Source organism: Chengkuizengella axinellae, assembly GCF_030730905.1.
GTDB classification, from domain to species: Bacteria; Bacillota; Bacilli; order Paenibacillales; family KCTC-33759; genus Chengkuizengella; species Chengkuizengella axinellae.
Genome location: NZ_JAVAMP010000001.1, coordinates 211,520 through 237,170 on the forward strand (window position 1 = coordinate 211,520; position 25,651 = coordinate 237,170).

The 25,651-nt window shown below is 34.2% G+C and carries 20 protein-coding genes and 1 riboswitch; of the genes, 17 read left to right on the top strand and 3 right to left on the bottom strand.

Going from position 1 to position 25,651, the window contains the following annotated elements; genetic code table 11:
- The first annotated feature begins 16 nt into the window (after positions 1-16).
- The 5 genes from ccsA to hemB are packed head-to-tail and all read left to right on the top strand — an operon-like array spanning position 17 to position 5,035.
- Complete coding sequence (ccsA, locus tag Q5Y73_RS01105) at positions 17-847, top strand: cytochrome c biogenesis protein CcsA (protein ID WP_305990004.1); 831 nt, start codon at positions 17-19, stop codon at positions 845-847.
- Between the two features lie 5 nt (positions 848-852).
- On the top strand, positions 853-1,548 hold the full coding sequence (locus tag Q5Y73_RS01110) for a precorrin-2 dehydrogenase/sirohydrochlorin ferrochelatase family protein (protein ID WP_305990005.1): 696 nt from the start codon (positions 853-855) through the stop codon (positions 1,546-1,548).
- A gap of 2 nt (positions 1,549-1,550) precedes the next feature.
- Positions 1,551-2,495 (top strand): hydroxymethylbilane synthase, encoded by a 945-nt coding sequence (hemC, locus tag Q5Y73_RS01115; protein ID WP_305990006.1) that lies wholly within the window; start codon positions 1,551-1,553, stop codon positions 2,493-2,495.
- Positions 2,492-4,018 (top strand): uroporphyrinogen-III C-methyltransferase, encoded by a 1,527-nt coding sequence (gene cobA, locus Q5Y73_RS01120; RefSeq protein ID WP_305990007.1) that lies wholly within the window; start codon positions 2,492-2,494, stop codon positions 4,016-4,018. The genes hemC and cobA overlap by 4 nt, the downstream gene beginning before the upstream one ends.
- A gap of 27 nt (positions 4,019-4,045) precedes the next feature.
- Positions 4,046-5,035 carry a porphobilinogen synthase gene (gene hemB / locus Q5Y73_RS01125; RefSeq protein WP_305990008.1) on the top strand — a complete coding sequence of 330 codons (990 nt, stop codon included), beginning with the start codon at positions 4,046-4,048 and terminating at the stop codon, positions 5,033-5,035.
- Positions 5,036-5,071: 36 nt separating this feature from the next.
- On the opposite strand, the gene Q5Y73_RS01130 is transcribed toward hemB, so the two are convergent.
- Positions 5,072-5,335, bottom strand: a complete 264-nt coding sequence (locus Q5Y73_RS01130) for a hypothetical protein (protein ID WP_305990009.1) — start codon at positions 5,333-5,335, stop codon at positions 5,072-5,074.
- A gap of 139 nt (positions 5,336-5,474) precedes the next feature.
- Between Q5Y73_RS01130 and hemL the strand changes: the two genes are divergently transcribed.
- The 5 genes from hemL (at position 5,475) to Q5Y73_RS01155 (ending at position 12,848) form a co-directional block, all read left to right on the top strand.
- Positions 5,475-6,767 carry a glutamate-1-semialdehyde 2,1-aminomutase gene (gene hemL, locus Q5Y73_RS01135; RefSeq protein ID WP_305990010.1) on the top strand — a complete coding sequence of 431 codons (1,293 nt, stop codon included), beginning with the start codon at positions 5,475-5,477 and terminating at the stop codon, positions 6,765-6,767.
- A 606-nt stretch (positions 6,768-7,373) separates the two neighbouring features.
- A complete protein-coding gene (hemE, locus tag Q5Y73_RS01140; RefSeq protein ID WP_305990011.1) occupies positions 7,374-8,441 on the top strand; it encodes a uroporphyrinogen decarboxylase in 1,068 nt (355 codons plus the stop codon).
- Positions 8,438-9,373: a ferrochelatase gene (gene hemH, locus Q5Y73_RS01145; RefSeq protein ID WP_305990012.1), complete on the top strand. Its 936-nt coding sequence runs from the start codon at positions 8,438-8,440 to the stop codon at positions 9,371-9,373. The genes hemE and hemH overlap by 4 nt, the downstream gene beginning before the upstream one ends.
- Before the next feature lie 5 nt (positions 9,374-9,378).
- On the top strand, positions 9,379-10,830 hold the full coding sequence (gene hemG / locus Q5Y73_RS01150) for a protoporphyrinogen oxidase (protein ID WP_305990013.1): 1,452 nt from the start codon (positions 9,379-9,381) through the stop codon (positions 10,828-10,830).
- A 606-nt stretch (positions 10,831-11,436) separates the two neighbouring features.
- Positions 11,437-11,533, bottom strand: a riboswitch (purine riboswitch).
- A gap of 223 nt (positions 11,534-11,756) precedes the next feature.
- Positions 11,757-12,848: a DNA alkylation repair protein gene (locus Q5Y73_RS01155; protein ID WP_305990014.1), complete on the top strand. Its 1,092-nt coding sequence runs from the start codon at positions 11,757-11,759 to the stop codon at positions 12,846-12,848.
- Positions 12,849-13,120: 272 nt separating this feature from the next.
- Here the strand turns inward: Q5Y73_RS01155 and Q5Y73_RS01160 are convergent, their stop codons facing one another.
- Entirely contained in the window at positions 13,121-14,092 is a 972-nt protein-coding gene (locus Q5Y73_RS01160; RefSeq protein ID WP_305990015.1) for a S8 family peptidase, read from the bottom strand.
- Positions 14,093-14,677: 585 nt separating this feature from the next.
- Here Q5Y73_RS01160 and Q5Y73_RS01165 point away from each other — a divergent pair.
- The 6 genes from Q5Y73_RS01165 (at position 14,678) to Q5Y73_RS01190 (ending at position 21,878) form a co-directional block, all read left to right on the top strand.
- Positions 14,678-15,910 carry a hypothetical protein gene (locus tag Q5Y73_RS01165; protein ID WP_305990016.1) on the top strand — a complete coding sequence of 411 codons (1,233 nt, stop codon included), beginning with the start codon at positions 14,678-14,680 and terminating at the stop codon, positions 15,908-15,910.
- A 44-nt stretch (positions 15,911-15,954) separates the two neighbouring features.
- The gene (locus tag Q5Y73_RS01170; RefSeq protein WP_305990017.1) at positions 15,955-17,184 is read left to right on the top strand and encodes a hypothetical protein; all 1,230 of its coding nucleotides are present in this window, start codon (positions 15,955-15,957) and stop codon (positions 17,182-17,184) included.
- 21 nt (positions 17,185-17,205) lie between these two features.
- Positions 17,206-18,429: a hypothetical protein gene (locus Q5Y73_RS01175; protein ID WP_305990018.1), complete on the top strand. Its 1,224-nt coding sequence runs from the start codon at positions 17,206-17,208 to the stop codon at positions 18,427-18,429.
- A gap of 30 nt (positions 18,430-18,459) precedes the next feature.
- Positions 18,460-19,158: a response regulator transcription factor gene (locus tag Q5Y73_RS01180; RefSeq protein WP_305990019.1), complete on the top strand. Its 699-nt coding sequence runs from the start codon at positions 18,460-18,462 to the stop codon at positions 19,156-19,158.
- Positions 19,158-20,543 carry a sensor histidine kinase gene (locus Q5Y73_RS01185; RefSeq protein ID WP_305990020.1) on the top strand — a complete coding sequence of 462 codons (1,386 nt, stop codon included), beginning with the start codon at positions 19,158-19,160 and terminating at the stop codon, positions 20,541-20,543. The genes Q5Y73_RS01180 and Q5Y73_RS01185 overlap by 1 nt, the downstream gene beginning before the upstream one ends.
- Positions 20,544-20,648: 105 nt before the next feature.
- Entirely contained in the window at positions 20,649-21,878 is a 1,230-nt protein-coding gene (locus Q5Y73_RS01190) for a hypothetical protein (protein ID WP_305990021.1), read from the top strand.
- A 233-nt stretch (positions 21,879-22,111) separates the two neighbouring features.
- Here the strand turns inward: Q5Y73_RS01190 and Q5Y73_RS01195 are convergent, their stop codons facing one another.
- The gene (locus Q5Y73_RS01195; RefSeq protein WP_305990022.1) at positions 22,112-23,437 is read right to left on the bottom strand and encodes an outer membrane protein assembly factor BamB family protein; all 1,326 of its coding nucleotides are present in this window, start codon (positions 23,435-23,437) and stop codon (positions 22,112-22,114) included.
- A 356-nt stretch (positions 23,438-23,793) separates the two neighbouring features.
- On the opposite strand from Q5Y73_RS01195, the gene Q5Y73_RS01200 reads away from it, so the two are divergent.
- The gene (locus Q5Y73_RS01200; protein WP_305990023.1) at positions 23,794-25,497 is read left to right on the top strand and encodes a LysM peptidoglycan-binding domain-containing protein; all 1,704 of its coding nucleotides are present in this window, start codon (positions 23,794-23,796) and stop codon (positions 25,495-25,497) included.
- Positions 25,498-25,651: the final 154 nt, after the last annotated feature.

Below are 25,651 nucleotides of genomic sequence, written 5' to 3' on the forward strand. Positions count from 1 at the left end.
AATCTAGGAGGCTGCCATGGGATCAAAAACATTTATATATGATATTATTATTTATTTATATACCCTGAGCCTATTATTTTCATTCTCTGATACTATTCATAAAAATCGGAGAGCAAAATGGATAGGTACAGGGTTACTTATTATCGTTTGGATTTTACAATCCAATTTTTTTATATTAAGGATGTTGGAGCACTCTTATTTTCCTATTTTAACGATGTTTGATACTTTATTTTTTTTCTCTTGGATTGTTGTAACGATTTCATTAATGCTTAATATTATCTTAAAGCACGAGTTATTTGTATTCGCAGTGAATGTTGCTGCTTTTACCATTATGGTGATTAGCTTCTTCAGTGATTCGTCTGCATTGCCTACATTGCAAAATTGGGCGATCCACGATGAGTTGTTATTTATTCATATCACACTTGCCATGAGCAGCTATGCTTTTTTTTTAGTTTCATTTATTTTGTCATGTTTATATTTAATACTCTTTCGTATGTTGAAAGAAAAGAAATGGTTTAATTATTTGAAAAAGCTTCCTAGTCTTGAAAAGATAGATCGTTTTGCTTTCTTTACAGTAATTATAGGGCTTCCTTTGTTGTTAGTATCTATTATTTTAATCTTAATTTGGATGATACTGACGGACCACTTATCGTATTTATTAGATTTAAAGGTGCTTAATTCATTTCTGGTATTAGGAGCTTATATATTTTATTTAATTAAAAAGTTAAAGATTCATTCACCAGGTAATAATTTAGCATTTTGGAATATCATTGCTTTTATTATTTTGTTGATTAATTTTATTATATCGAATTATTTGTCTGATTTTCATATGTGGATTTGGATGTGAGAACTATGGAAGCTATAATGCCCATTATGATGAATGTGAAGGACAAGGAATGCGTAGTGGTAGGCGGAGGTCAAGTTGCTGAACGAAAAATCAAGTCACTAATGGATGCAAAGGCTAATATTACAGTCATCAGTCCAATTGTGACAGCTCAAATTAAACGTTGGGAGAAAGAAGGAATTCTTCGAGTTTCATATAAGAAATATCAATTAACTGAATTAGGCTCTGCTTTTGTTGTCATCGCAGCAACAGATCAAAGGAAAGTGAATTTACAGGTTTATGAGGATGCCAAAAGAAGAAGAATACTAGTAAGCGTAGTGGATTGTCCAGAATGCAGCGATTTCATTTTTCCTGCGACAATGAGAAGAGGGAAATTACATATTGCGATTTCAACCTCTGGTGCAAGTCCTTCAGTTACAAAAAAGATTAAAAATGAGTTGGAGTTCTTGTATGGAGAAGAATATGAATTATACCTGGACTTTTTAAGTGATTTTCGAGCTTTTATAAAAAAAGCGGTTGAGGATACAAAACAAAGGCAAGCTATTTCAAAAGACATTCTGAAAATAGATATTATAGGTTTTATACGTACAGGGAAGTTTCAAAGTTTTCGAAAGAGCCTTTTTGCAAGATTAGAAGATCCTGAATTTATATATGAAAAAAAATGGATAGAACGTTATTTAGAGGATAAGGATGAAGGAGATTAACCATGAGAACAATCATAGTAGGATCAAGACAAAGCCAATTGGCATTGACACAAACAAATCATGTAATCGACGCACTGAACAAAATATGCCAAACTCACAATATAAAAGCACAATTTGAAGTGAAGAAAATAGTAACGAAGGGTGATAAAATTTTAGATGTTACCCTTTCTAAAGTAGGTGGGAAAGGCCTTTTTGTAAAAGAAATTGAACAAGCGATGTTGGATAAAGAGATTGATATTGCTGTACATAGTATGAAGGATATGCCGTCTGAGCTTCCAGAAGGATTAACAATAGGGGCAGTTTCAAAACGTGAGGATGTTAGAGATTGCATTGTAACGCGTGATCATACTCCTTTGTCAGAACTACCTAAAGGAGCTGTTATTGGAACAAGCAGCTTGAGACGAGCAAGTCAAATTAAAAACTTCCGTTCTGATTTTGAAATCAAGTTTATTCGCGGGAATATCGGAACAAGAATTAACAAACTAAATGAAGGTGAATATGATGCCATTGTGCTTGCAACAGCTGGGTTAAATCGAGTAGGTTGGCAGGACAAAATAACTGAATTTCTATCAACGGATCTTTGTATTCCTGCCGTTGGTCAAGGGGCGCTAGGAATAGAGTGTAGAAATGATGATGAATTTATACTGAAGTTATTGTCTTACTATAACGATGATAAAACTGCGAAAACGGTTCGAGCTGAACGTGCGTTTTTAGCAACATTAGATGGAAGCTGTCAAATTCCTGTAGCTGCTTATGCGATTTTAGAGAATGTTGAGCAAAATGATGACATATTATTAAATGGTTTGGTTGGTTCTCCAGATGGGCAGAACGTGATTAAAGACAAAATCGTTGGGAGAGATCCAGAGCAATTAGGTGTTCAATTAGCACAAACATTAATTGATCGGGGAGCTAATCGGATATTAGAGGAAGTGAGGGGAGATCATTGACAAAGGGGAAAGTATATTTAGTTGGTGCAGGACCAGGGGATCCGAAGTTGATTACCGTAAAAGGGCTGGAATCTATCAAAAAGGCAGATGCCATTGTGTATGACAGATTAGCTAGTCCAAGGTTGCTTACTTATGCAAAACCTGGAGCCGAAAAAATATATGCTGGTAAACTGCCAAATCTACATACGATGGATCAGGATGCAATCAACCGCCTTTTAGTAGATTTAGCTTTAGAAGGAAAGGTTGTGACTCGTTTAAAAGGTGGAGATCCCAATATATTCGGTCGAGTGGGAGAAGAAGCCTCATTGCTGGTTGATCATGGGATTGAATTTGAAATTGTGCCAGGGATTACTTCTGCGATAGCAGCTCCTGCTTACGCTGGAATTCCGATTACACATCGTGATTTTAATTCGTCCTTTGCAGTTGTAACAGGACATGAACGACCAGAGAAAAAGGATTCTACGATTAATTGGGAAGAGATTTCAACAGCAACGAAAACGATTCTTTTTTTAATGGGTATAACTAAAATTCGACACATACGTGATCAGTTAATTAAATATGGAAAGTCCCCACAAACACCTGTTGCCTTAATCCGATGGGGAACAAGAGTGGAACAAAAAACATTAGTCGGTACGTTAGAAACGATAGCAGAGCAAGTTGAACAAGAAAACTTTAAACCCCCTGCGGTCATTTTAGTTGGCGAAGTTGTAAAACTGAGAGAAAAGCTGAAATGGTTTGAAAACAAACCTTTATTCGGAAAAAGGGTGCTAGTGACTAGAGCTCGTGCTCAAGCTAGTGAGTTGGCTGATCAAATTGATGATTTAGGGGGAGAAGCCGTTGAATTCCCTGTTATTGAATTAAAGCAGCCAGAAGATGAACAAACATTGAATAAATTAGATCAAGCATTGCAACAATTAGAGCAATATCATTGGGTTGTATTCACTAGTGTGAATGGAGTAGATTATTTCTTTAAAAGATTAAGGGACTTGCGAATTGATATTCGAACTATGCAGCATGCTCGTATTGCAGCTGTAGGTCCAAAAACTGCAGGTGCACTTGAAGAACGAGGATTGGTTGTTACCTCTATCCCCAAACAATTCCAAGGAGAGGGATTGTTGGAAGGAATTTTACCCGAATTAGAAAAAAATCAAAATGTATTACTGCCAAGAGCAGATATTGCACGTGAATATTTACCGAAAAAACTGAACGAATTAGGATTAAATGTAACAGAAGTAGATGTATATGAGAACGTGATTAGTGATCATGGACTTGAGGAAGTATTAACCTATATTAATAAAAATCGATTGAATGTGATTACATTTACAAGTTCATCTACAGTTCGAAATTTAGTAGATATTCTAACTAGAGAAGGGCTTGACGCGAAACAATATTTAAATGGTGTAACCATAGTATGTATTGGTCCAATCACAGCTCAAACTGCACAGGAGTATGGGTTAAATGTAACAAAAGTAGCAGAAGAAGCAACAATCGAATCATTGATCGAAGCAATCAAAGAAATTTAAAATCTGCAGCTGAGGGAGGAAATAAAAGTGGCATTTCCAACAAGTCGACATAGAAGATTAAGAAACAATCAAGCCATACGTAATTTAGTAAGAGAAAATCAAGTCACAGTTCATGATTTAATATACCCGCTATTTGTGACAGAAGGAATAGGGATTAAAAATGAAATTCCTTCCATGCCAGGTGTTTATCATTTTTCATTAGATCAATTAGAAGCAGAAATAGCTGAAATATCGGAATTAGGCATCCAATCGATTATATTATTTGGTGTGCCAGATGATAAAGATGATGTGGGAACACAAGCTTATGATGAACAGGGAATTGTTCAGAGAGCTACGCGTCTAGTTAAACAAACGAATCCAAACTTGCTGGTGATGGCAGATACTTGTCTATGCCAGTTTATGGATCATGGTCATTGTGGAATTGTGAATAAAGCGAAAAATGGGAATGATGCCGTGATTGAAAATGATTCCTCTCTTGAACTCTTAGTGAAAACAGCAGTATCACAAGCTAAGGCAGGTGCAGATGTGATTGCTCCATCTAATATGATGGATGGATTTGTAGCTGCTATTCGATCAGGGTTAGACGAGGCAGGTTTTGAACATATCCCGATCATGTCTTATGCAGTGAAATATTCGTCTGCATTTTATGGACCTTTTCGAGATGCAGCACATTCTTCACCACAATTCGGGGATCGTAAAACGTATCAAATGGACCCTGCAAATGTAAGAGAAGGGATTCGTGAAGCAGAATCTGATGTTATTGAAGGTGCAGATATATTAATGGTGAAGCCAGGAATGGCTTATATGGATATCATTCTGTCTCTTAAGCAAAATTTTGATCTACCAATCGCTGCGTACAATGTCAGTGCTGAATATTCCATGATTAAAGCGGCAGCAGAAAAAGGATGGATTGATGAAAAGGCAGTCGTGATGGAGTTGTTAGTTAGCTTCAAACGTGCGGGAGCGGATATGATTCTAACGTATTTTGCAAAAGATGTAGCAAAATGGTTACCCTAGTATAAGATTGAAATTTAACCATCCACAAGTGGGTGGTTATTTCAATCTTTCAGATGACAACAAAGCATTGATTGCGATGATTAAAGAGAAAACAAAGAACATGAAGCACCCTATAAAAAAAATCGCCGCATAAATTGAGATATGATTGATAGGAGCACTTTCTTTAATCACAAACCCCATAAAATAAACACCAATTCCATCGCTATCAATACTTGCTTCAATCATTGACTGTAGACTAAAACCTTTACTTAGCATTAATATAGCAAAAAGTAAAAAAATAAAAGAAATCACCCAGCGCATAAAAACCTCCATTTTATGTAATCGTTGCCGAAAAGTTAGATTCTCTATATATTTTATGTGTCTTAAGAATACTTATACTTTTAAATCAAAGCTTCATACAAGAAATTAAGTTGAAGTAGAAAAGAGTGGAGATGTTAAAATGAGTAAACGTATCGATCATAAGTCCAAGCAAGCTTTTGAATCAGCTAAACAACATATACCTGGTGGAGTGAATAGTCCTGTAAGAGCCTTTAAATCAGTTGGTCTAACCCCTGTTTATATAGAGAAAGCAACTGGATCAAAAGTAATAGATATTGATGGAAATGAATATATTGACTATATTGGCTCCTGGGGTCCCTTGATTTTAGGACATACACATCCAGAAGTCATAGAAGCCATTAAAGCTACCGCTGAAAAAGGAACAAGTTTTGGGGCACCGACAGAAATAGAAACACAAATGGCTCAGCTTGTGTGTGAACGTGTACCATCCATAGAAATTGTTCGGATGGTCAATTCAGGAACAGAAGCTACAATGAGTGCTTTAAGACTTGCAAGAGGCTACACTGGTCGCAATAAAATTCTTAAGTTTGAAGGGTGTTATCATGGACATGCTGATTCTTTATTGATAAAAGCAGGTTCAGGCGTAGCAACATTAGGTTTACCTGATAGTCCGGGTGTTCCCGAATCAGTTGCACAGAATACATTAACCGTACCTTATAATGATATTGAATCAGTAAAACTTGCTTTTGAAAAATTCGGTGAGGATATAGCAGGTGTCATTGTTGAACCGATTGCAGGTAATATGGGAGTAGTTCCACCATTACCGGGATTCTTAGAAGGTCTTCGTGAAATGACAACACAGTATGGCAGTGTATTAATTTTTGATGAAGTAATGACAGGATTTCGTGTTGATATACATTGTGCTCAAGGTCGATTTGGAGTTACACCAGATTTAACTTGTTTAGGTAAAGTAATTGGTGGTGGGTTACCAGTTGGAGCTTACGGTGGAAAGAGAGAAATTATGGAGCAAATGGCACCAACAGGCCCCATCTATCAGGCAGGTACTTTATCAGGAAATCCATTAGCAATGGTGGCGGGCTTTACAACTTTGAAGCTTTTAGGTGAACCAGGAGTATATGAGCAATTAGAAGAAAAGTCTGCAAAATTAGAAGCTGGTTTATTGAAAAATGCAGAAGAAGTTGGAATTGAAAGTACGATTAACAGAGTAGGTTCCATGGTTTGTCCATTTTTCACTGAACAAAAGGTGACTAATTATGAAACAGCAAGCTCCTCAGATTTAAAAAAATTCACTAAGTATTTTGGGAATATGTTGGATTTAGGAGTGTCTATTGCTCCTTCTCAATTTGAAGGTATGTTTGTTTCTTTAGCGCATACAGATGAGGATATTGAAAAAACAATAGAGGCAAATCATGAGGCTCTGAAAGGTTTATAGTATATAAAAAAAACTAAAAGAACTTTGAATGAATCCAGTGATTATTTGCTATAGTCACTGGATTCATTTTTGTTTGTATGTTTTGATTCAGTGGGACGATTGGACTTCTGTTCATTGAAAATGTAAATTGTACGTTTACAACTAAATATGAAGGAGCAAGTGCATCGTTAATCGCGATTTAACCCAAACTCTAATGCTTCAAAAAAACTATTTGCAGGAACTGCAATAAATAATATCTCATTTATTTTAAATTTATTCGAACCCTCGATACAAGCACATTCCCCTTTTTTTACTTTTTTTTAGAGGTTTTAATTAAAACAGTTTCATTAATTAATTACTTCAAAACGTTTTGCATTGGACAAACACAACATTCGCAAATGCTTTCTTGAAAAAATCTCATTCATTTTTCACGCCTTTATCATTTTTTTAATTGTGTAATATACTTTATGTTCATTAATCTCAGTTGATTGGACGTATGTTCCTAACCACCAATTGAAATGTTTTGTCAAACTATTGTCAGAGAAAGTTGAATTTTATCGGTTGTGGCAAACTTAAAAAAAGGGCATAATGATGAGTAGGATATTTTCGGAAAGAGGGAATTACATAATGAGTATTCAAGATCTTTTTATAAAGGCATGTCTTAAACAAGAGGTGGATACGGTACCTGTATGGTACATGAGACAAGCAGGCAGATATGACCCTGAATATAGAAAAATTAAAGAGAAGTTTTCGTTGTTAGAAATATGCGAACAGCCGGAGTTGGCAGCAGAAGTGACAATGATGCCAGTTAAAAAGCTAGGTGTAGATGCAGCCATCCTTTATTCGGATATTATGAATCCAGTAGCTTCCATTGGCATAGATTTTGATATCGTTAAAAATATAGGTCCTGTCATAGATAATCCAATTCGTTCAAAAGAAGATATATTAAAATTAAAGCCGATTGATGTGGAAAAGGATTTATCTCATGTCATTGAAACCATAAAAATATTAGATCGTGAGTTAACAAAACCTTTAATTACTTTTGCTGGAGCCCCTTTTACAATTGCTAGCTATATTATTGAAGGTAGACCATCAAAAAACTATATACGTACAAAAGAACTGATGTACAGTGAGCCTAAAGTTTGGTTTATGCTTATGGACAAGTTAGGAGATATGATTATTACCTATTTGAAATCTCATTTTGCAGCAGGCTCTAAAGCAATCCAGTTATTTGATAGCTGGGTAGGTGCTTTATCTCCTAAAGATTTTGAGATCTTTGTCTTGCCAACGATTGAGCGCATTTTTAAAGAACTAGAAGCATATAATCAACCTAAAATTTACTTCCCAGGTGTAAGTTCAGGTGAATTATTACCTTCATTGACTAAATTGCAAGCTGATGTTATTGGTTTGGATTGGCGTGTATCAATTGAAGAAGGTCGAAATAGATTAAACCATCAATATGCTGTACAAGGGAATTTAGATCCTCTTGTCCTAACAGCACCAATGGAAGTCATTCAAGATTATGCAAAGGAAATCATAGATCAAGGTATACAGGAACCAGGTTTTGTTTTTAATCTCGGTCATGGCCTTTTTCCTGAAGCGTCTTTGGACAAGTTGAGAGAATTAACTGAATTTATTCATGAGTACTCTCATAAAGCCATTAGTCAAATGCAGAAGGGAAGTGAAGTAAGGTGACTAAACAAAAAGTCGGAGTCCTAGTCATGTCTTACGGAACACCTGAAAGTATGGATCAGATTGAAGCATATTATACTCACATTCGTAGAGGAAAACCTCCTGAACCAGAACAATTGCAAGATTTAATAGATCGTTATGAGGCTATTGTCGGAGGTTTTTTCCCTTTAAGAAAAAATACAGATCGTCAAGTAGAAGAAATTGAAAAAACGTTAAATCATCAGGATTCTTCTTATGAATTTGTTTGTTACCAAGGATTAAAACATGCTCATCCATATATTGAAAATGGCGTAACAAAAATGGTTGAGGATGGGATTACAAAAGCAGTAGGTGTTGTGTTAGCTCCTCATTATTCCATAATGAGTGTTGGAAGTTATATTAAACGTGCACAGGAAAAAGCAAATGAATTGGGTCTTGAGATTCATTTTGTGAAAAACTATCATTTACATTCTAAATTGATTGATGCTTTATCTGAAAGAGTAGACAATGCGTTGCAAAAGTTTGATGGGGTAAATAAAAATGAAGTTAGAGTTTTATTTACTGCACATAGTTTGCCTGAAAAAATATTAGAAATGAAAGATCCGTACCCTTCTCAATTATTGGAAACTTCAAAAGCCATTGCAGAGAAATCTGATATTACAAATTGGCAATTTGCTTGGCAAAGTGCTGGTCAAACAGCAATGCCTTGGCTGGGTCCAGATATATTAGAAGTTTTAAAAAATATTAAAGAAGAAGAAAACGTACAAAATGTTTTAGTTTGTCCAATTGGTTTTGTATCTGATCATTTGGAAATCCTTTATGATATAGATATTGAATGTCTGCAGGTTGCACGTGAGCTTGGGATGCACTTAGAGCGAACAAAGTCATTAAATACAGACCATAGGTATATGGAAACAGTAGCGGAAGTAGTCATAGCAAATTTAGATAAGGACTGATCAAAATGGAGAGAACGCCTAAAAAGGTGACCATTGTTGGTGGTGGAATTACTGGTTTAAGCACGGCATTTTATGTGAAAAAAAAGTTTGCTGAACAGGGGATACCCGTTGAAATATCTATCGTTGAAAAAGATCCAAGATTAGGTGGTAAAATTCAAACTTGGCTTCGCGATGAATTTGTGATTGAAAGAGGACCTGATTCGTTTTTAGCTCGTAAATTTCCGATTATTAAAATTTCACGGGAGCTAGGTATTGAAGATCAATTAACGGCAACGAATCCTAAAGCAAAGAAAAACTATATTTTGCACAAGGGTAACTTTCATCTTATGCCACCAGGTTTAATATTAGGAATTCCTACAAAGATGACGCCTTTTATGAAAACTGGATTAATCTCTTTATCTGGTAAATTAAGAGCGGGTATGGATTTAATTTTGCCACGTAGAACGGATTCTAGTGATGAAACCTTAGGTGGTTTTCTTTCAAGAAGACTTGGGAAACAAGTAGCAGAAAATATAGCAGAACCTCTACTATCAGGTATTTACGCTGGAAATCCAAATGATTTGAGCTTAAAAGCGACTTTTCCACAATTTCGTGGCATTGAAAAAAAATATCGTAGTTTGATATTAGGGATGGCAAGTAGTAGAAAGCAGGCTCCTGCAAATGGAACTTCTACGCAACCATTGCCGAAAATTGCACAAAACAGTATGTTTCTAACTTATAAGAAAGGCTTGAATACATTAGTAGATGCACTAGTAAAAGAGTTAGATGATGTAAATTTAATCACAGAGCAATCTGTTACTAATATTACACAAATTGACTCAAAAAAATCTAAGATGAACTCATATGAAATTAAACTTTCTAATGGAGAAATAATAGAATCAAACGTAGTCATTTTAGCGATACCTCCACATTTGACAGCGGATCTTTTTAGAGACCTAGAACAAGTGCAGCAGCTAAAGAAAATTAAGTACGCTTCCGTTGCCAATGTGATTATGGCTTTTGATAAAAAAGATATTGATCATAACCTGGACGGTTCAGGATTTGTTATTCCTCGTAAGGAAGGCAGATTCATAACCGCTTGTACATGGACTTCATCCAAATGGCTGCACACAGCTCCTAAGGATAAAGTCTTACTACGTTGTTATGTGGGTAGATCTGGAGAAGAAGCTTGGAAACAGCTTGATGATGAACAGATTGCTGAAAAAGTGCGACAAGAAATTGATGATTTAATGGGGATTAAAGCGACTCCCATCTTCCATAAAGTGACTAGATTGTATAATTCCATGCCTCAATATCCTGTTGAGCATTTAAAAATTATTGGTGATGCTAGAAAACAATGTACTGAACAATATCCAGGTATCTTTTTAACTGGAGCAGGTTATGAAGGGGTCGGCATCCCAGACTGTATCGGTCAGGGAGAGAAAACGGCAGAACAAGTATTGCAATTTATTCAATAACATATATTAAAAAAACTCCAACTATTAGTTAAATAGTTGGAGTTTTAAGGTTGAATTAACAACTATGGTATAATTTGTATTGTGAAACTATATAGGTCGGCTAGTGGTGGTCAATCCCCTATAGAAATGGGGTGGACAATATGAGTGAATTAGCAGTTTTTTTTGCAAGCTCAGTGCTTACAATTTCTCTAATTATGCTCGTGATTACTTTAATTGATAAAATAAAAAAGTAATCCACCCTGACCAGACAAGTTAGATAGTGGATTACTTCTTTAAATTAGACCGCTATTCTGACGATCTAGTTGTATACTGACCGCAAGGTATGTCCGTACCTGCTGTCTTTCATATTATCTTCATATTATATACTATAATGCGAAAAAATAACAGTTTAAGTATGTGAAATATGTGTTCTCTATAAAAGTATAAGTTACACTAATTTCATAACACAATCTACAAGATTCCCCCTAAATAAACTCCGAAAATAATTCCTGTTAATAAACTTAATAAAATCTCTTTCAATTAAATCCACCCTTCACATAAAAAAAATTCTAAGATTAAATTGTAAAAGAATGATTTGCAAATTAAAAAAGGCTACGAGAAATGTTGCTTTGTAAAACATTTACTCGTAGCCAGAAATTTATGGTTTTCTGTAGATAACCCCGTCCATATTAAGGGTTATACAAATGAAATTTGATGATTCTGTCGACAGTTTGAACGTTCAATTAATAAACGATTTAAAATTAGAAGTCAAGAATCTTAAACTACTAATGGAACATAAGTTCTTGTTTTGTGTTAATATTATAATAAGACAACTTTAAAATTATAAGATATCCTGCATAATGGATATTTTAATGATTATAAAAGTGACATTAGACTATCTGTATCAGTTTTTAGTTATCTTTATCTTTGGGGAGGAAGATGTAAAAATGGAACCAGTTAAAAATACATTTAATGAGGTTTTTTTTGAGAAATTAACAGAAACAATCGCTAAAAATGACTCAAGCTTTTCTAAAAATTTATTTTTGTCAAAGGTATGGATGGATGAGTGGGAAGGATACGAATTAAAAGAGCGTATGCATCATGTCACGAAATGTTTATATGAAACGTTACCACAGGAATATGAAAGTGCTATACAGATCTTAATGAGTGTAGCTCCAGATATAACGTTTAAATTTGGGTTTGCATCCATGATTTTCCCAAATTATGTTGAGATGTACGGTTTAGATCACTGGGATATTTCAATTAAAGCATTGGAGGAGTTCACTAAGTATTCTTCCTCTGAATTTGCTGTACGTCCATTTATTATGAAAAACAAAGAACAAATGATGAAAACAATGACAAAATGGGCAAAGCATGAAAATTTTCATGTGCGAAGGTTAGCTTCTGAAGGATGCAGACCAAGGCTGCCTTGGGCTATGGCCTTGCCAGATTTTAAAAAAGATCCAACCTTGATATTGCCAATATTGAAATTGTTGAAAGATGATCCGGAAGAGTATGTAAGAAGAAGTGTTGCAAACAACCTAAATGATATTTCTAAGGATCATTCGAAGTTGGTTTTAGAAATAACAAAAAGATGGTTAGGAAAATCAAAAGAAACAGATTGGGTTGTAAAACATGCACTAAGAACGTTATTAAAAGCTGGAGATACAGGGGCTTTATTGATGTTTGGATTCAGTGATCCAAAGAATATAGAGGTTGTAGGTTTTCAAATACATACTAAGAACATAAAGATCGGAGATTCACTATCCTTTTCATTCCAACTTCAAAAAAACAAAGAATCAGAAGAGAAGATTCGCATCGAATATGCGATTTATTTTATGAAATCTAATGGGGAATTAACGAAAAAAGTATTTAAAATTTCTGAACGTGTACTAACTAGCAATATTGAAGTTATAAATAGAAACCATTCATTTAAACTCATTACAACTCGAAAATATTATCCAGGCATGCATAAGGTAGCTATTATTATTAATGGTGTTAAGAAGTCTGTTGGTGAATTTGAATTAGTAAGTGAATAGTTTAAACTTTTTAAAACAAAAATGGCAATGCATCAATATTAGATACTTTGCCATTCATTTATATTAAAATTAAAGGGGGTTTAATTAATTATTATTATAAACAAACAACCTTAAAGCAGCATTAAATTAATATTACAGTTATATTACAAATTATTCTTGTATGAAAACGGGGAGATATGTGTGGAAGCAATAAAAACAAACAAACTACTTTTTATAGTATTAAAAAAGCCACCCAAAGGGTGGTCAATTTTATTTCTTACAACATGGTTTATTTAAGAAATATTAGAAGTATTAATCATACATAAAGGGCTCAAGATTCCTGAAATTCTATCAGGTAAGGCTAGGGATACTAGTCCATTTCCTTCAATTGTTTTCGGGTACCCTACAGATACGGTTCTTTTTATTAATTGTGCATAAAGCTCAGCTTCAGATAAATGTCTGCCGAATTCTTTTTCACTAATATTTTTTAAGAGTGCTAATGCTCCTGATACGTGGGGAGTGGCCATTGAAGTACCACTTAATTCGGTGAATTTCCCTCTAGGATATGTTGAGATAACGTTTACTCCTGGTGCAACTACATCCACTTCATTATTGGAATTTGTAAAATAGGCAGATCTTTTTTGAAAATCGATGGCACCAACTGAAATCACTTCATTATAACTTCCAGGATAGGAATATTCATTTGTATGGGAGCGTCCATCTCCCTCATTTCCTGCTGCACAAACTACTAATATATTTTTTTCAACCGCATTCAGTACAGCTTGATGCAACTCCGGTATATTGTGTGGACCTCCTAATGACATGGAGATAATATCTACATTTCTATCCACTGCATAATTGATGGCATTAATAATCCAGTCGTAACTTCCTGAGCCATATTTTCCACCTAAAGCTTTTAAAATTAATAAACTTGCCTCAGGTGCAACACCGACAACCCCACTCCCATTTATACTTGCTGCTATTGTTCCTGCTACATGAGTACCATGTCCGATATAATCGCTAAATTTATTAGGGTTTCCATTATCATCACTTGTAAAATTTCTCCCCCCGATGACTCGGTCTTTTAAATCAGGGTGGTCTCTATCACATCCTGTGTCAATAATCGCAATCACAATGCCTTTTCCTTTTTCACTTTGATCCCAAACATCAGGTGCTTGAATCATTCTAACTCCTTGAGGAATTTCATTCACATCCACATTTTTTTTATCCACTTTATATGGGATAAGTTTAAAATCTTTGTCCATTTTTTTAACCTCCCTATTCATTTTTTATAACTTATGAATTTATAAAATTACAAATTCTAAGTTTCAACAAAAACAACCCTACACCCCAAAAAGTGAAGAAACTCGAGAAGATAATTCCTAGTGCTTTTCGGGGGGCCCGGAATCTACAGAAGTATTCGGCAACATCTCCGAGAGACTCCGATAGGAGTTTTTGTTCTAACTATGAGTAAAAAGATACTACTTGTTCATCATATGAATGAAAGTAAAACGAAGGCACGGTCATAACCTAAAAATGTGTACAAAATTAGCATAGTTCAATAAAAATTGATGCAAATGCAAGGTTCTGCTCTGAAAAAGAATGATTTGAAAATGATATTTAAGGTAAGGTGAGTTCTCATAGAATGGGTTTTTAATTGTGTTTGTAAAACTATTTGAGGTTAGATGTTAAAAATTGGTTTAATAATTATAACATACATGATAAGAGATGAACAATCCTATTACATAGAAAAAGTCTTGTTATTTTTTGTTACCATTTGTCACTACTTTAATCCGTATTCATTGTATAATATCGTTACACAAAAAAGTTCTATTTTAGGGAGGCATTTTGTGAGATACATAATCGTTATAATCATATTGGTTTTTATAAGTTCAGGTTGTCAGGGATTCCAAACAAATGAATCTTTAATGAAGCCTCCTGCACCTTTTTTTAATATAAAGGAAGCTATTCAAGCTTTTGTACCTAGTAATGCTACTATATTAGAAGCAAACACGGGTGAATTTCTAGATCCTTTTACGATTATTGATTTAGATGGGAATGGTACTTTAGAGGCAATTCTATTCTATTCTGGGATCAAGGAAGGCATAGTTCAAGGATTGCTCTTAGAAGAAATAAACGGAAAATGGGAAGTTGCTCAAACGTTTGAAGGTGATGGGAATACACTTTATGAATTGGATTTTATTGATGTAACAAACGATGGATTACTGGATATTATAGCTGGTTTCTCTTTTACAAATCAATATTTCGAAAGAGGTTTATCTGTCTTTCACAATAGTGGAAATGAAATAAGAAACATCTTAAACACTTCTTATACTCATAAAGTGCTTGATGATTTAAACGAGGACGGAGTACAGGATCTTGTTTTATTTTTTCTTAATGAAGCACACTCCTGGAATGAAGCTTTTGTTTACAATTATGATAATGATGAAATGCTATTAATAGATGCTATACCACTACGTTCATATATTATGGGTTATTACAACTTACTTACTGGTTATGTGACTGAAGATTTGCAGAAAGGAATAGTATTTGATATTGCAAATGGGCAGCATTCAGGTTATACGAACATCCTTTTATTTGACGGTATTTCTTTAACAAGTGTTTTTAATGAAGAAGACGAACCTAATGGTAAGTCATTTAGAATATACAGCGAAGATTTGAATGATGATGGAATCATTGAAATTGGTTTTCCAAGAGTTCCTGATGGATATGAAAATCAAGAGGAATGGTTTATTCCGTATCTAGGAAGTTATTACCGGTGGGATGGAGAAGTTGGATTACAATTTGTAGCAGAAAGATACGCTAGCTTTTCTTTAAATTATAGTTTTGACTTTCCATGGGAGTGGCAACAAAACGTAACCATTGAAGGAAGTTTGAATTTTCAAGATGTTAAATTCATCAGTACAGTAGATCAAAGTCTTCTATTTGATATTTATGTGGTCCCGGTCACAGAAAAAGAAGAGAAAATGGAAGGGAAAATAGAATTAGCTAGAACGAATCATTATGTGTACTATACAACCATTGATGATAAACAGTTACACAAAAAGTTTAAATTGTTATAAGAGGATTTAAAGTTACGAAGAACTTGCTTACATGGAGGCGAATCATGAAAAAAGTATACATTTTATTATTTATGATGTTTATATTATCTGGTTGTATTGCTTTTGAAAATAATGAATCATTGATGAAACCTCCAAAACCGGTTTCTAAGATTAATACAGTGATTCAGTCTTTTTTACCTAGTGATGCTTCTATAATTAAAGCTACAACAGGTAATTATGTAAATTCTTATTCTTTAATTGATCTTGATGAAGATGGCCTTTTTGAGCTTGTTGTATTTTACACTGTGCAAAAGGAGGCTAGCGTTCAAGGAATGGTTTTAAAGGAAGAAGATGGAGAATGGGATATTGTTCAAACTTTTGAGGGAGATGGTAATGCCCTTTATGAGTTGGATTTTATTGATGTTACAAATGATGGAATCTTGGATATCATAGCTGGATTCTCATTTTCAGATGCTTATGAAGTCAGAGGATTAGTAATGTATCAATACGATGGATACAAAATCAAAAGAAATTTTTATACGTCGTACACATACAAAGTGATAGATGATGTGAATGAAGATGGTGTGAAAGATATTACGATTATTCTCTTAGATGAAAATCACATTTCAAATAAGGTTACTGTATTCAATTATGTAAATCTTGAAATGAAGCTAGTGGATTCCTTAACACTTAAACCAAATATGATAGAATATTACAACATCACCAGCGGCCTAGTGAGTTTAGAGCAAGAAAAAGGGATTGTTCTTGACGCAGTTAGTGAAACGCAAACAGCCTATACAAACATTCTGTTATTTGATGGTTCTAACTTAAAGAGTGTTTTTAATGGGGAACAGGAAATAAATGATAAGTTGTATAGGCTGAATAGCGAAGACATTAATCACGATGGAATCATAGAAATAGGTATACCTCGTGTTCCTGTTGGATATGAAGACACTGATGATAGATATATACCTTACATAGATAGTTATTATCGCTGGGATGGGGACAAGGGAATACAGTTTGTTAGTGAACGATATATTAATTACGCCTATGATTACCGATATGAACTTCCTTGGATTCCAGAAAACGTGACGATTGAGAGTGATCTTGATTATAAAGAGATACAATTTATCAGTACAGCAGATCAGAGTCTGCTATTTGATATCTATGTGATCCCTATAGAAAAAGGAGATCAACTTGAAGGGAAAATAGTGTTAGCTCGAAAAGGAAACTATGTTTATTGTACTACCGTAAATGATAAAACTTTACAAAGAAGATTTCAATTGCTGTATTGAGAAAGGGAATGGAGGTGTATTGTGAGAAAAATATATGTGATACTCTTTGTGTCTTTTTTAATCTCTGGATGTGAGGTTTTTAAAACTAATGAATCTTTGATTACCCCTCCAAAGCCTGCTTCTTTGATTAATGAAGCGATAAAATCTTATATACCAAGTGATGCTTTAATTGTAGAAGCAGTAATAGGGAAATACACAAATTCCTATACTTTGATAGATCTGGATGGGGATGGTTTGCTTGAAGCTATTGTATTTTATACAAGAGATCAAGAAACATACGTTCATGGATTGGTGCTAAAAGAAATGTATGGGGAATGGAATCCATTTCAGACTTTTGAAGGGGATGGAGATGCACTTTTCGAATTAGATTTTATAGATGTAACAAATGATGGCCGATTAGAAATTATAGCTGGGTTCTCCTTTACAAAAGATAATGCATATTTCAATAAAGGACTGTCGGTTTATCAATATAATGAGGATAAGATCCGTAGCATTTTTAATACCTCATACACAAATAAAGTGATAGATGACTTAAACGGGGATGGACTAGTGGACCTCACTACTTTTCTCCTTGATGAGAATCATACTTCACACGAAGGTTCTGTTTACAACTATGTAAACCATGAAATGAAATTTATAGATACTATATCCCTTAATCCTAAAATATTTGCTGCTAATCCATTTAGTGGTTATGTGACTAAAGGCCAAAAAGGCATCGTGATAGATAATGCATATGGAGCTCACTCTCTTTATACGAATATTCTTCTATTTGACGGATTAAAGCTGAAAAGTGTTTTTAATGATGAAGAACTCCCAAATTATAAGGCTACTATGTTGGATAGTAGAGATATAAATCATGATGGAATTATTGAAATTGGGATACCTAGAATACCTGCTGGATATGAGGATGCACATGCGTATACACCGTATATAGATAGTTTTTATCAATGGGATGGAGAAATGGGACTGGAATTTGTACAAGAGCGTTATGACAACTATGAATATGGTTATCGTTTCGATTTTCCGTGGTCTCATCAGAACGTAACCATTGAAAGTAACCTTGACTTTAAAGAAATTAAATTTATTAATACTGTAGATGGAAGTCTTTTGTTTGACATTTATGTGATTCAAATATCAGAAGAGGACAGACTCGAAGGGATGATAGAATTAGCACGAACAGATACTTATGTGTATTGTACAACGGTAGATAACAAAAGCTTACACAGAAATTTTCATTTGTTGTAATGAAGGGTTAAATACAAAGGTGGTGGAAACATGAGTAAAATATTGATCGTTGAAGATGAAAAAAGCATCCGCAGATTCATTCATATTAATTTAAAAAGACATGGCTTTCATGTTAGTGAAACAGACAACGGTGAAGAAGCACTTAAAATTGTAAATAGAGAAAAAGATATAGATGTTGTTTTATTGGATGTAATGCTGCCTGGAATCGATGGTTTTGAAGTGTGTGATAAAATTCGTGAGTTTAATGAGCACATTGGGATTATCATGCTCACTGCTAAAGTACAGGAGTCAGATCATATCACTGGGTTATTGTCAGGAGCGGATGACTATATTAATAAACCCTTTAGTCCAAAAGCACTTATTGCAAGAATACAATCATTGCTAAGAAGATTAAATGTTGCCTCACGTGGAATCAATGTGGAGGTGCAGAACATGAATCCACCGTTAATCGAGCTTTTTCCAAAAACCAACAAGATAAAAAAAAGCGGGGATCTGATTGATCTTACTCAAACCGAGTTTCAACTATTGAAAATATTAATGGGAAACAAAGAACCTATTAGTAGAAACGATTTGTTAGATGTTATTTGGGGGTTGGATTATGTGGGAGACGCTAAAATAGTGGATGTAAACATCAGAAGACTTAGGAAAAAAATTGAAGATGATCCCTCACAACCTACATTTATAAAAACAATATGGGGCTATGGGTATCAATGGACAGGTGATGAATAATGTCAGGCATAAAAAAAAGAATCGTAACTCATTACATTCTAGTCATATTTTTGACCATTGCATTGCTAGAAGGAATTTTTCTAACTTTTATTCATTTTTATTACTATGATGGAGTAGAAAAAATATTAAAAAATCATGCACAGGTTTCTTCTTCTTATGCGAACCGTTACATGAGCTTAAATTCGTATAATCTAGATGACAGTCTACAATTAATTAAGGATCAATTTTCATATGAAGGAGCAGAACTTCAAGTATTAGATGGGCAAGGTAGAGTTTTATTAACCTCAAGTGGAATTGGGCTTGATGAGGTGATTAAAACGGATGACGTGATGCAAGCTTTGAATGGAGTAGAAACTTCCTGGAGAGGTGATCACTTCTTAACAAATGAAAGTGTTGTCGCAGTTTCTACACCATTATTTGAAGCTGAACAACCATTTGCAGTACTCAGGTTTATTACATCGCTTGAAAATGTAAATCAGACGGTATATAACATTTATGCAGTTTCTATCGGTATTGGTTTGATTATTTTATTCATCATATTTCTTGTAAGTATTACTTTAGCTAAATCCATTGCAAAGCCAATTAATGAACTAACACTAGCATCAGAGAAAATAGCAAAGGGTAATTTTCAAAGTAAAATTAAAGAAACCTATATTGATGAGATCGGAACATTGGCAAAAACCTTTAATACAATGGCAGATGAGTTGACTAAAAATGAAAAAATGAAAAACGAGTTTATATCTTCTATTTCTCATGAAATTAGAACGCCATTAACGAGTATTAAAGGGTGGAGTGAAACCATTTCGTCGGGAGATTTATCAGATAAACAAGAAACAATGGAAGGATTGCATACAATTCAAGATGAAACGGAGAGATTGATAGGTTTGGTAGAGGAATTATTAGATTTTTCTAGATATCAAGCAAATTCCCTCACACTAAATGAGAAACCCTTTAATCTAACCGCACTATTTAAGGATGTCATTTTTCAAATGAAGACAAAAACGAAGGATAAGCATATGAAAATTAGGTTTCATTTTGATCAGGACCTTTTAATGATTGGAGATAAAAACCGATTAAAACAAGTATTAATCAACTTATTAGATAATGCGATTAAATATTCTTTAGAAGAAACTACAATTATTATAGAAATAGAAGAAAATGAGCAAAATGTTAAATTTCATATTCGTGATGAAGGAGTAGGTATTGATCCTTCTGAACTGCCATCTGTTACAAAAATGTTTTATCAAGTGGATGCAAATCAAAGCGGAACAGGATTAGGATTAGCGATTTGCCAAAAAATCATAGAACTTCATCAAGGTTCACTTCATATTGAAAGCAAAAAAAATGAAGGTACTACCGTAACAGTTTCACTCCCTAAGAAGTAATTCTGTAACTATTTGTTACTTATTCGAATTTATTTCCTTTATAATGAAGCTAACTAAAGCTAATTGGATAAATATGTTCATGTAGTCATAGGAGGTTAGATTCTTATGAAAAAACGAATCATTATTTTATTATGTACGTGTTTCCTTTCAGGTTGTCAGCTTGTGATTTCGAATGAATCTTTAATGAAACCTCCTGGATTAGTAAACACTATGGCTAGCTTAGAACAAACTATACTATCTCATCTTTCCAGTGAAGCGGTTTTGATGACACCACTCACTGGAGAGCATCAAAATGTGAAAACGGTAATGGATCTTGATAGGGATGGGACGTTGGAAGCAGTTGTATTTTATAAAGAAAATGAACACGCCATTGTAAAAGGATTGTTATTTTCAGAAAAAGATGGAGAATGGACCAAGGTTCAAACCTTTCTAGGGGATGGCAATACTCTTTATGAGCTGGAGATTAAAGATGTTACAAATGATGGGGTTTTGGACGTAATTGCAGGATTTTCATTTAGAAATGATGGTAAAGATGCTAGAAAAGGGCTAGCAGTTTATCAATATGATCTTGAGAAACTGAATCGAGTTTTTAATAACACTTATACCCATATGTTGATAGATGATTTAAACCAAGATGGTGTTGATGAATTAGTAACCATTTTATTTGATCAATATGATGTTTCAGGGATGTTTGTATTTAATTATACAAACAATAAAATGGTTTTAATGGATAATGTATTGTTAAATACAAGAGTGAATGCATTAAATGTCATAAGTGGTTACGTTGCTTTAGATCAAAAAGCGATCGTGATTGATACATTTTTTGGGAATCAGGAAGGGTTTACAGATTATATTCTCTTTGATGGCACAGAATTAAGTTATGTATTTGATTGGGAACCCATTCATCCTACATATAAATCTTACATGATTCTCAGCGAAGACACGAATCATGATGGTATTATTGAAGCAGGTGTTCCTTATATTCCTGATAATGATGATAAAGAACTTAATTTAAATTTACTTACACATCGTTATTATCAGTGGGATGGGGTTGATGATATGATTCTAATCAATGAAATTTATGACAGCATCGAGTATGGGTATCGATTTGATTTTCCAAATGAATGGACAGAGGGGATTCATATTGAAACTAGTGATGAAAATAAAGAGGTTCGTTTTATCAAAAATAACAAGCTTTTATTTGATATTCATGTCATACCTGCTTCTGATTTCAAGAACATTGAAGGGAAGTTTATTCTAGCTCGAAAAAATAATTTAGTTTATTATACAACATTCAGTGATTCTGAGCTTTATAAGAAATTTAGGCTGTTATAACATGGTAGAAAAGCCCGAGTCCTGTGACCAAATCGACACCAGCGTATCCTTGAGCTGGTAATGATGCATCAAATCAGACTCAAAGAGGATGATCCATGTTAGTCACATCGTTGTGACTAATATCGGTCTCAGCACGTAATTTGAGGAAATTCAGGGGAAATGGAAGGCCTTATTCCTTAATTCCACCCTGTTTAAGTGGATTTATAGGGAATAAGGCTAATGATTTCTTTTATTTACTCTATTGCATATAATTTTCCATCAAAACTTGTCACATAAATGACACCGTTTTGAATGACTGGTGATGAGATGATTTTATCTTCTGTTTGGAACCTCCATAATTCCTCATGTGTATTAACATCAATTGCTCGTAAAGTCCCTATATCATCTTCATAATTTGCACCTGTTCCAAAATATAAAACACCATCAGCATAAATGGGCGAAGAGTGTATCGCATGAATATCACCTGTGGGCAGAACCCATTTTTCATCCCCTGTTTCAGCATCCAAAATGTAGACTCGATGAGAATCAGAGCTTCCGATATAAACAGTATCCTCTACTACTGTGGCAGTAGAAAGATTCCAAGACCCTCCAAAGGTGAAGCTCCATTTATATTCCCCTGTATTGGCATTGATTGCATAAATGCGAGGGTCTCTTGTGCCTATATAAACAGTTCCATCCACTACAACTGGTGATGATTGCACTAATCCATACACATTAAAATTCCACAGTTCTTCACCTGTGTTACGATCAACTGCACGTACAAAACCACTATTGTTCACTGAATCAGCATAAAATAGGACATCTTCAACAATCGCAGGTGTAGTACGTATGACTGCATTTTCTTTATCACTTTTTTTCTTCCACTTTAATTCGCCTGTTTTTTTGTCTATCGCGTAAAGACTAGAATCTCCACCTCCAATGTATACTGTATCCTCCATTATCGTGGGTGATGAAGTAAAATAATCATATTGTTCAATTTCAGCAGGAAATAATTCCATCGTTTCATATAACCATTTTTGCTGTCCAGTTTCTACATCTAATGCATAGATGTTCCCAGAAACATCTGAAAAGTAAACGAGTTTCTCTGAAACAGCAGGGGATGAACTAATGGCACTGTTTGCTTGAAATTTCCATACTTCACTCCCATCTTTTATATCTACAGCATAAAAATGACGGTCGTAACTTCCAAAAAAAGCTCTCCCATTCACAACAGCAGGGGAAGATACAATGAGATCATTGGATTGAAACTCCCACTTTACATCTTTTGGGGCTCTAATAGAAGGAGAGTTATATACTGCATTATTGTTTAAGTCACCATGGAATTTAAAAGCAGAAAGTGGATCTTTTGCTGTGGAATCACCAGACAAAGTTGTATTGGCCTTTGCTGTTTCAGAAACTACAAATCTTGAATCTATTGGAATTTCTAACCCTTCATCTTGGATTTTTTGTTCATCTTCAGAATTTGCACCTGTTTTTTCTACATCTGATTTGCATCCAATTATGAATAAAAAACATGACCATACTGCAATCAAAAAAATTAACCTCTTCTTTGTTTTCATTTCATACATCCTCTCCAATTACTTTATTTATTAAGGAAATCGTGTACTCTGGATGTTCTGATTTATTTTATAATAAAATTAATTTCCTGTTTTTGGGTTACACTTCCATTACAAAAGGTTACAAATGGTAACAAAGGTATTTTTTAATTACACTATTTTGAATCCAATAAAAAGTAGTCATGGTTATCCTTCTTTATCCATATAAATTTACAGAGAGATGATTTATCACGTTATACATGCTGTAAGACTTCCTCTTCAACATAAGGAGAGAGAATAGCCTGTTTTCACCTGATAAGGTCATCTAAGATTCTCTAGAGGAAAAACAAAGCTTCACTTTATTGAAGGGAGGAAATGTTGTGAATGATCAACCAAAAGGATTAAGATTCGATATTTTTGAGAGAGTACACCTACCTGAAGATATTGAGGGTATTCAAGATTTGGACGATATTGAATTAATCCCAGATATACATTTGGAAACAAGAGGAGATCAAGCTAACTTAGTTGGTAAATTAATACTGTCGGGACAATATGTCGGTATTAGAAACAAAAATAATAAAAGAATACTAGAACACTTTATTCCAGTTGATATAACATTACCATTAAATCGTATTCATAGCTTGGAAGAAATTGGTGTTGAGATTGAAAATTTTGATATAGATTTGCTCTCTACTCGTAATTTAAATGTATCAGGCGTTTTATCTTTAGTAGGAATAGAGGTCCAATCGAATCAGGATGAGCATTGGAATAATGTTGAAGAAACGGTTTTTGTTCACCATGCAAACGAAGATAAACCCGAATGGAGTGGTGAAACAGCTGAGCCATTTTTGCAGGAAACAACGGCACAAAATTTTAACCCGATGTCAGCAAAAGGGGATGTTCCTAATTTTGTAACCCCTCGAAAAGAAGAGGAGCCTGTTGTTGAAATGGCAGAAGTAGAAGTAGAACAGCCGATTGAGAAAGTTGAAAAAGTAAAAGCAGCTGAGAAAAAAGAAGAACCAGTGAAAGAAGTAAAAGAAGCAATTAAAGAGTTGGTGAAGGAAAAAAGCAAAGAGAAGCCTGTCGCAGAAAAAAAAGTTGAAATGAAAATAGAACTAAAAAAAGAAACAAAAGTAGAACCAAAAGAAGCAGCAAAAAAGAAAGAAAAAGTAAACGATGTCGCGAGTGAAGAAATAAATGACAAAGTAAACGAAGATGTTGAAGAGAAAGTAAAAAAAGTAGAAGAAAAAAGCAAAATCCCTAACCCAATCAAACCTTTATTGGAGAAGATCGGAAAAGGGAGCGGGAAAAATAGGAAAGAACTAGAAGCAGTAGAAGAAATTGAAGAACCTGTTGTAGAACCAAAAACAGAAATGAAAGAAGAAATCATTAAAGAGATAAAAGAAGCACCAAAAGAGAAGAAACCCGTTTCTGAGAAAAAAATTGAAATGAAAATTGAAATGAAAAAAGAAGTGAAGAAGGATTTAAAAGAAGCAAAAGAAGAAGTTAAGGAAGAGTTGAAAGAGGAACCTGAAAAGAAGACAATCAAATCAAAATTAAAAAAGGCTGAAAAACAAAAGGTGGCCGAGGAAGTTCAAGATGAAGTAGAAGCAGTCGAAGAGAGTACAAATGTTGAGGCCGTTGAAGAAACAGAGGAGAACATTTTACAAGAAGAAGAAACCAAACCTTCAAAGTTCAAATTAGCTTTTTCAAGCAAAAAGTCTTCTAATCAAGAATCTTCTGACAACCAGTTTGTGAATAAATTCAAAAAGTTACTACATAAAAAAGATAAACAAGAAAATTCAGACGAAAATAGAAGCACAACTGAAATTGCAGAAGCAGACACAGATGCGGCAGATGTTAGAGAAGATGGTTTAGAATGGAAAAAGCTTTTTCTAGCTGAAGAAGAGGAAGTTCAGAAGTTTAAAAAAGTTAGAATGTGTATAGTTCAAAAAGAAGAGACGATAGAAACGATAGCTGCTAGATATGAATTAAACCCTAGAGAAATTTTGCTATACAATCGCTTTGACAATCAAGTGGAAGTACATGCTGGTCAAGTTATATACATTCCTCAAAAAAAATAAATTGAACTTTCCATACATGAAAAATCGCCCTTTGATCCTTTTACAGGACCAAAAGGGCGATTTTTGGTTTTTAATGTTTCACTTCACTTTAGTGAGAGTATTAAAGTTCTGGGGTCCCCGAAAAGTAATAGGTTTAAGCTTCTTAGTTTTTTCT

Coding starts and splice junctions, on each gene's coding strand:
- Q5Y73_RS01185 (WP_305990020.1), top strand. CDS start 19,158: ATGTCAGGCATAAAAAAAAGAATCGTAACTCATTACATTCTAGTCATA.
- hemE (WP_305990011.1), top strand. CDS start 7,374: ATGAGTATTCAAGATCTTTTTATAAAGGCATGTCTTAAACAAGAGGTG.
- Q5Y73_RS01160 (WP_305990015.1), bottom strand. CDS start 14,092: ATGGACAAAGATTTTAAACTTATCCCATATAAAGTGGATAAAAAAAAT.
- hemL (WP_305990010.1), top strand. CDS start 5,475: ATGAGTAAACGTATCGATCATAAGTCCAAGCAAGCTTTTGAATCAGCT.
- Q5Y73_RS01190 (WP_305990021.1), top strand. CDS start 20,649: ATGAAAAAACGAATCATTATTTTATTATGTACGTGTTTCCTTTCAGGT.
- Q5Y73_RS01180 (WP_305990019.1), top strand. CDS start 18,460: ATGAGTAAAATATTGATCGTTGAAGATGAAAAAAGCATCCGCAGATTC.
- ccsA (WP_305990004.1), top strand. CDS start 17: ATGGGATCAAAAACATTTATATATGATATTATTATTTATTTATATACC.
- hemC (WP_305990006.1), top strand. CDS start 1,551: ATGAGAACAATCATAGTAGGATCAAGACAAAGCCAATTGGCATTGACA.
- Q5Y73_RS01170 (WP_305990017.1), top strand. CDS start 15,955: ATGAAAAAAGTATACATTTTATTATTTATGATGTTTATATTATCTGGT.
- Q5Y73_RS01130 (WP_305990009.1), bottom strand. CDS start 5,335: ATGCGCTGGGTGATTTCTTTTATTTTTTTACTTTTTGCTATATTAATG.
- Q5Y73_RS01155 (WP_305990014.1), top strand. CDS start 11,757: ATGGAACCAGTTAAAAATACATTTAATGAGGTTTTTTTTGAGAAATTA.
- Q5Y73_RS01195 (WP_305990022.1), bottom strand. CDS start 23,437: ATGAAAACAAAGAAGAGGTTAATTTTTTTGATTGCAGTATGGTCATGT.
- Q5Y73_RS01110 (WP_305990005.1), top strand. CDS start 853: ATGGAAGCTATAATGCCCATTATGATGAATGTGAAGGACAAGGAATGC.
- hemG (WP_305990013.1), top strand. CDS start 9,379: ATGGAGAGAACGCCTAAAAAGGTGACCATTGTTGGTGGTGGAATTACT.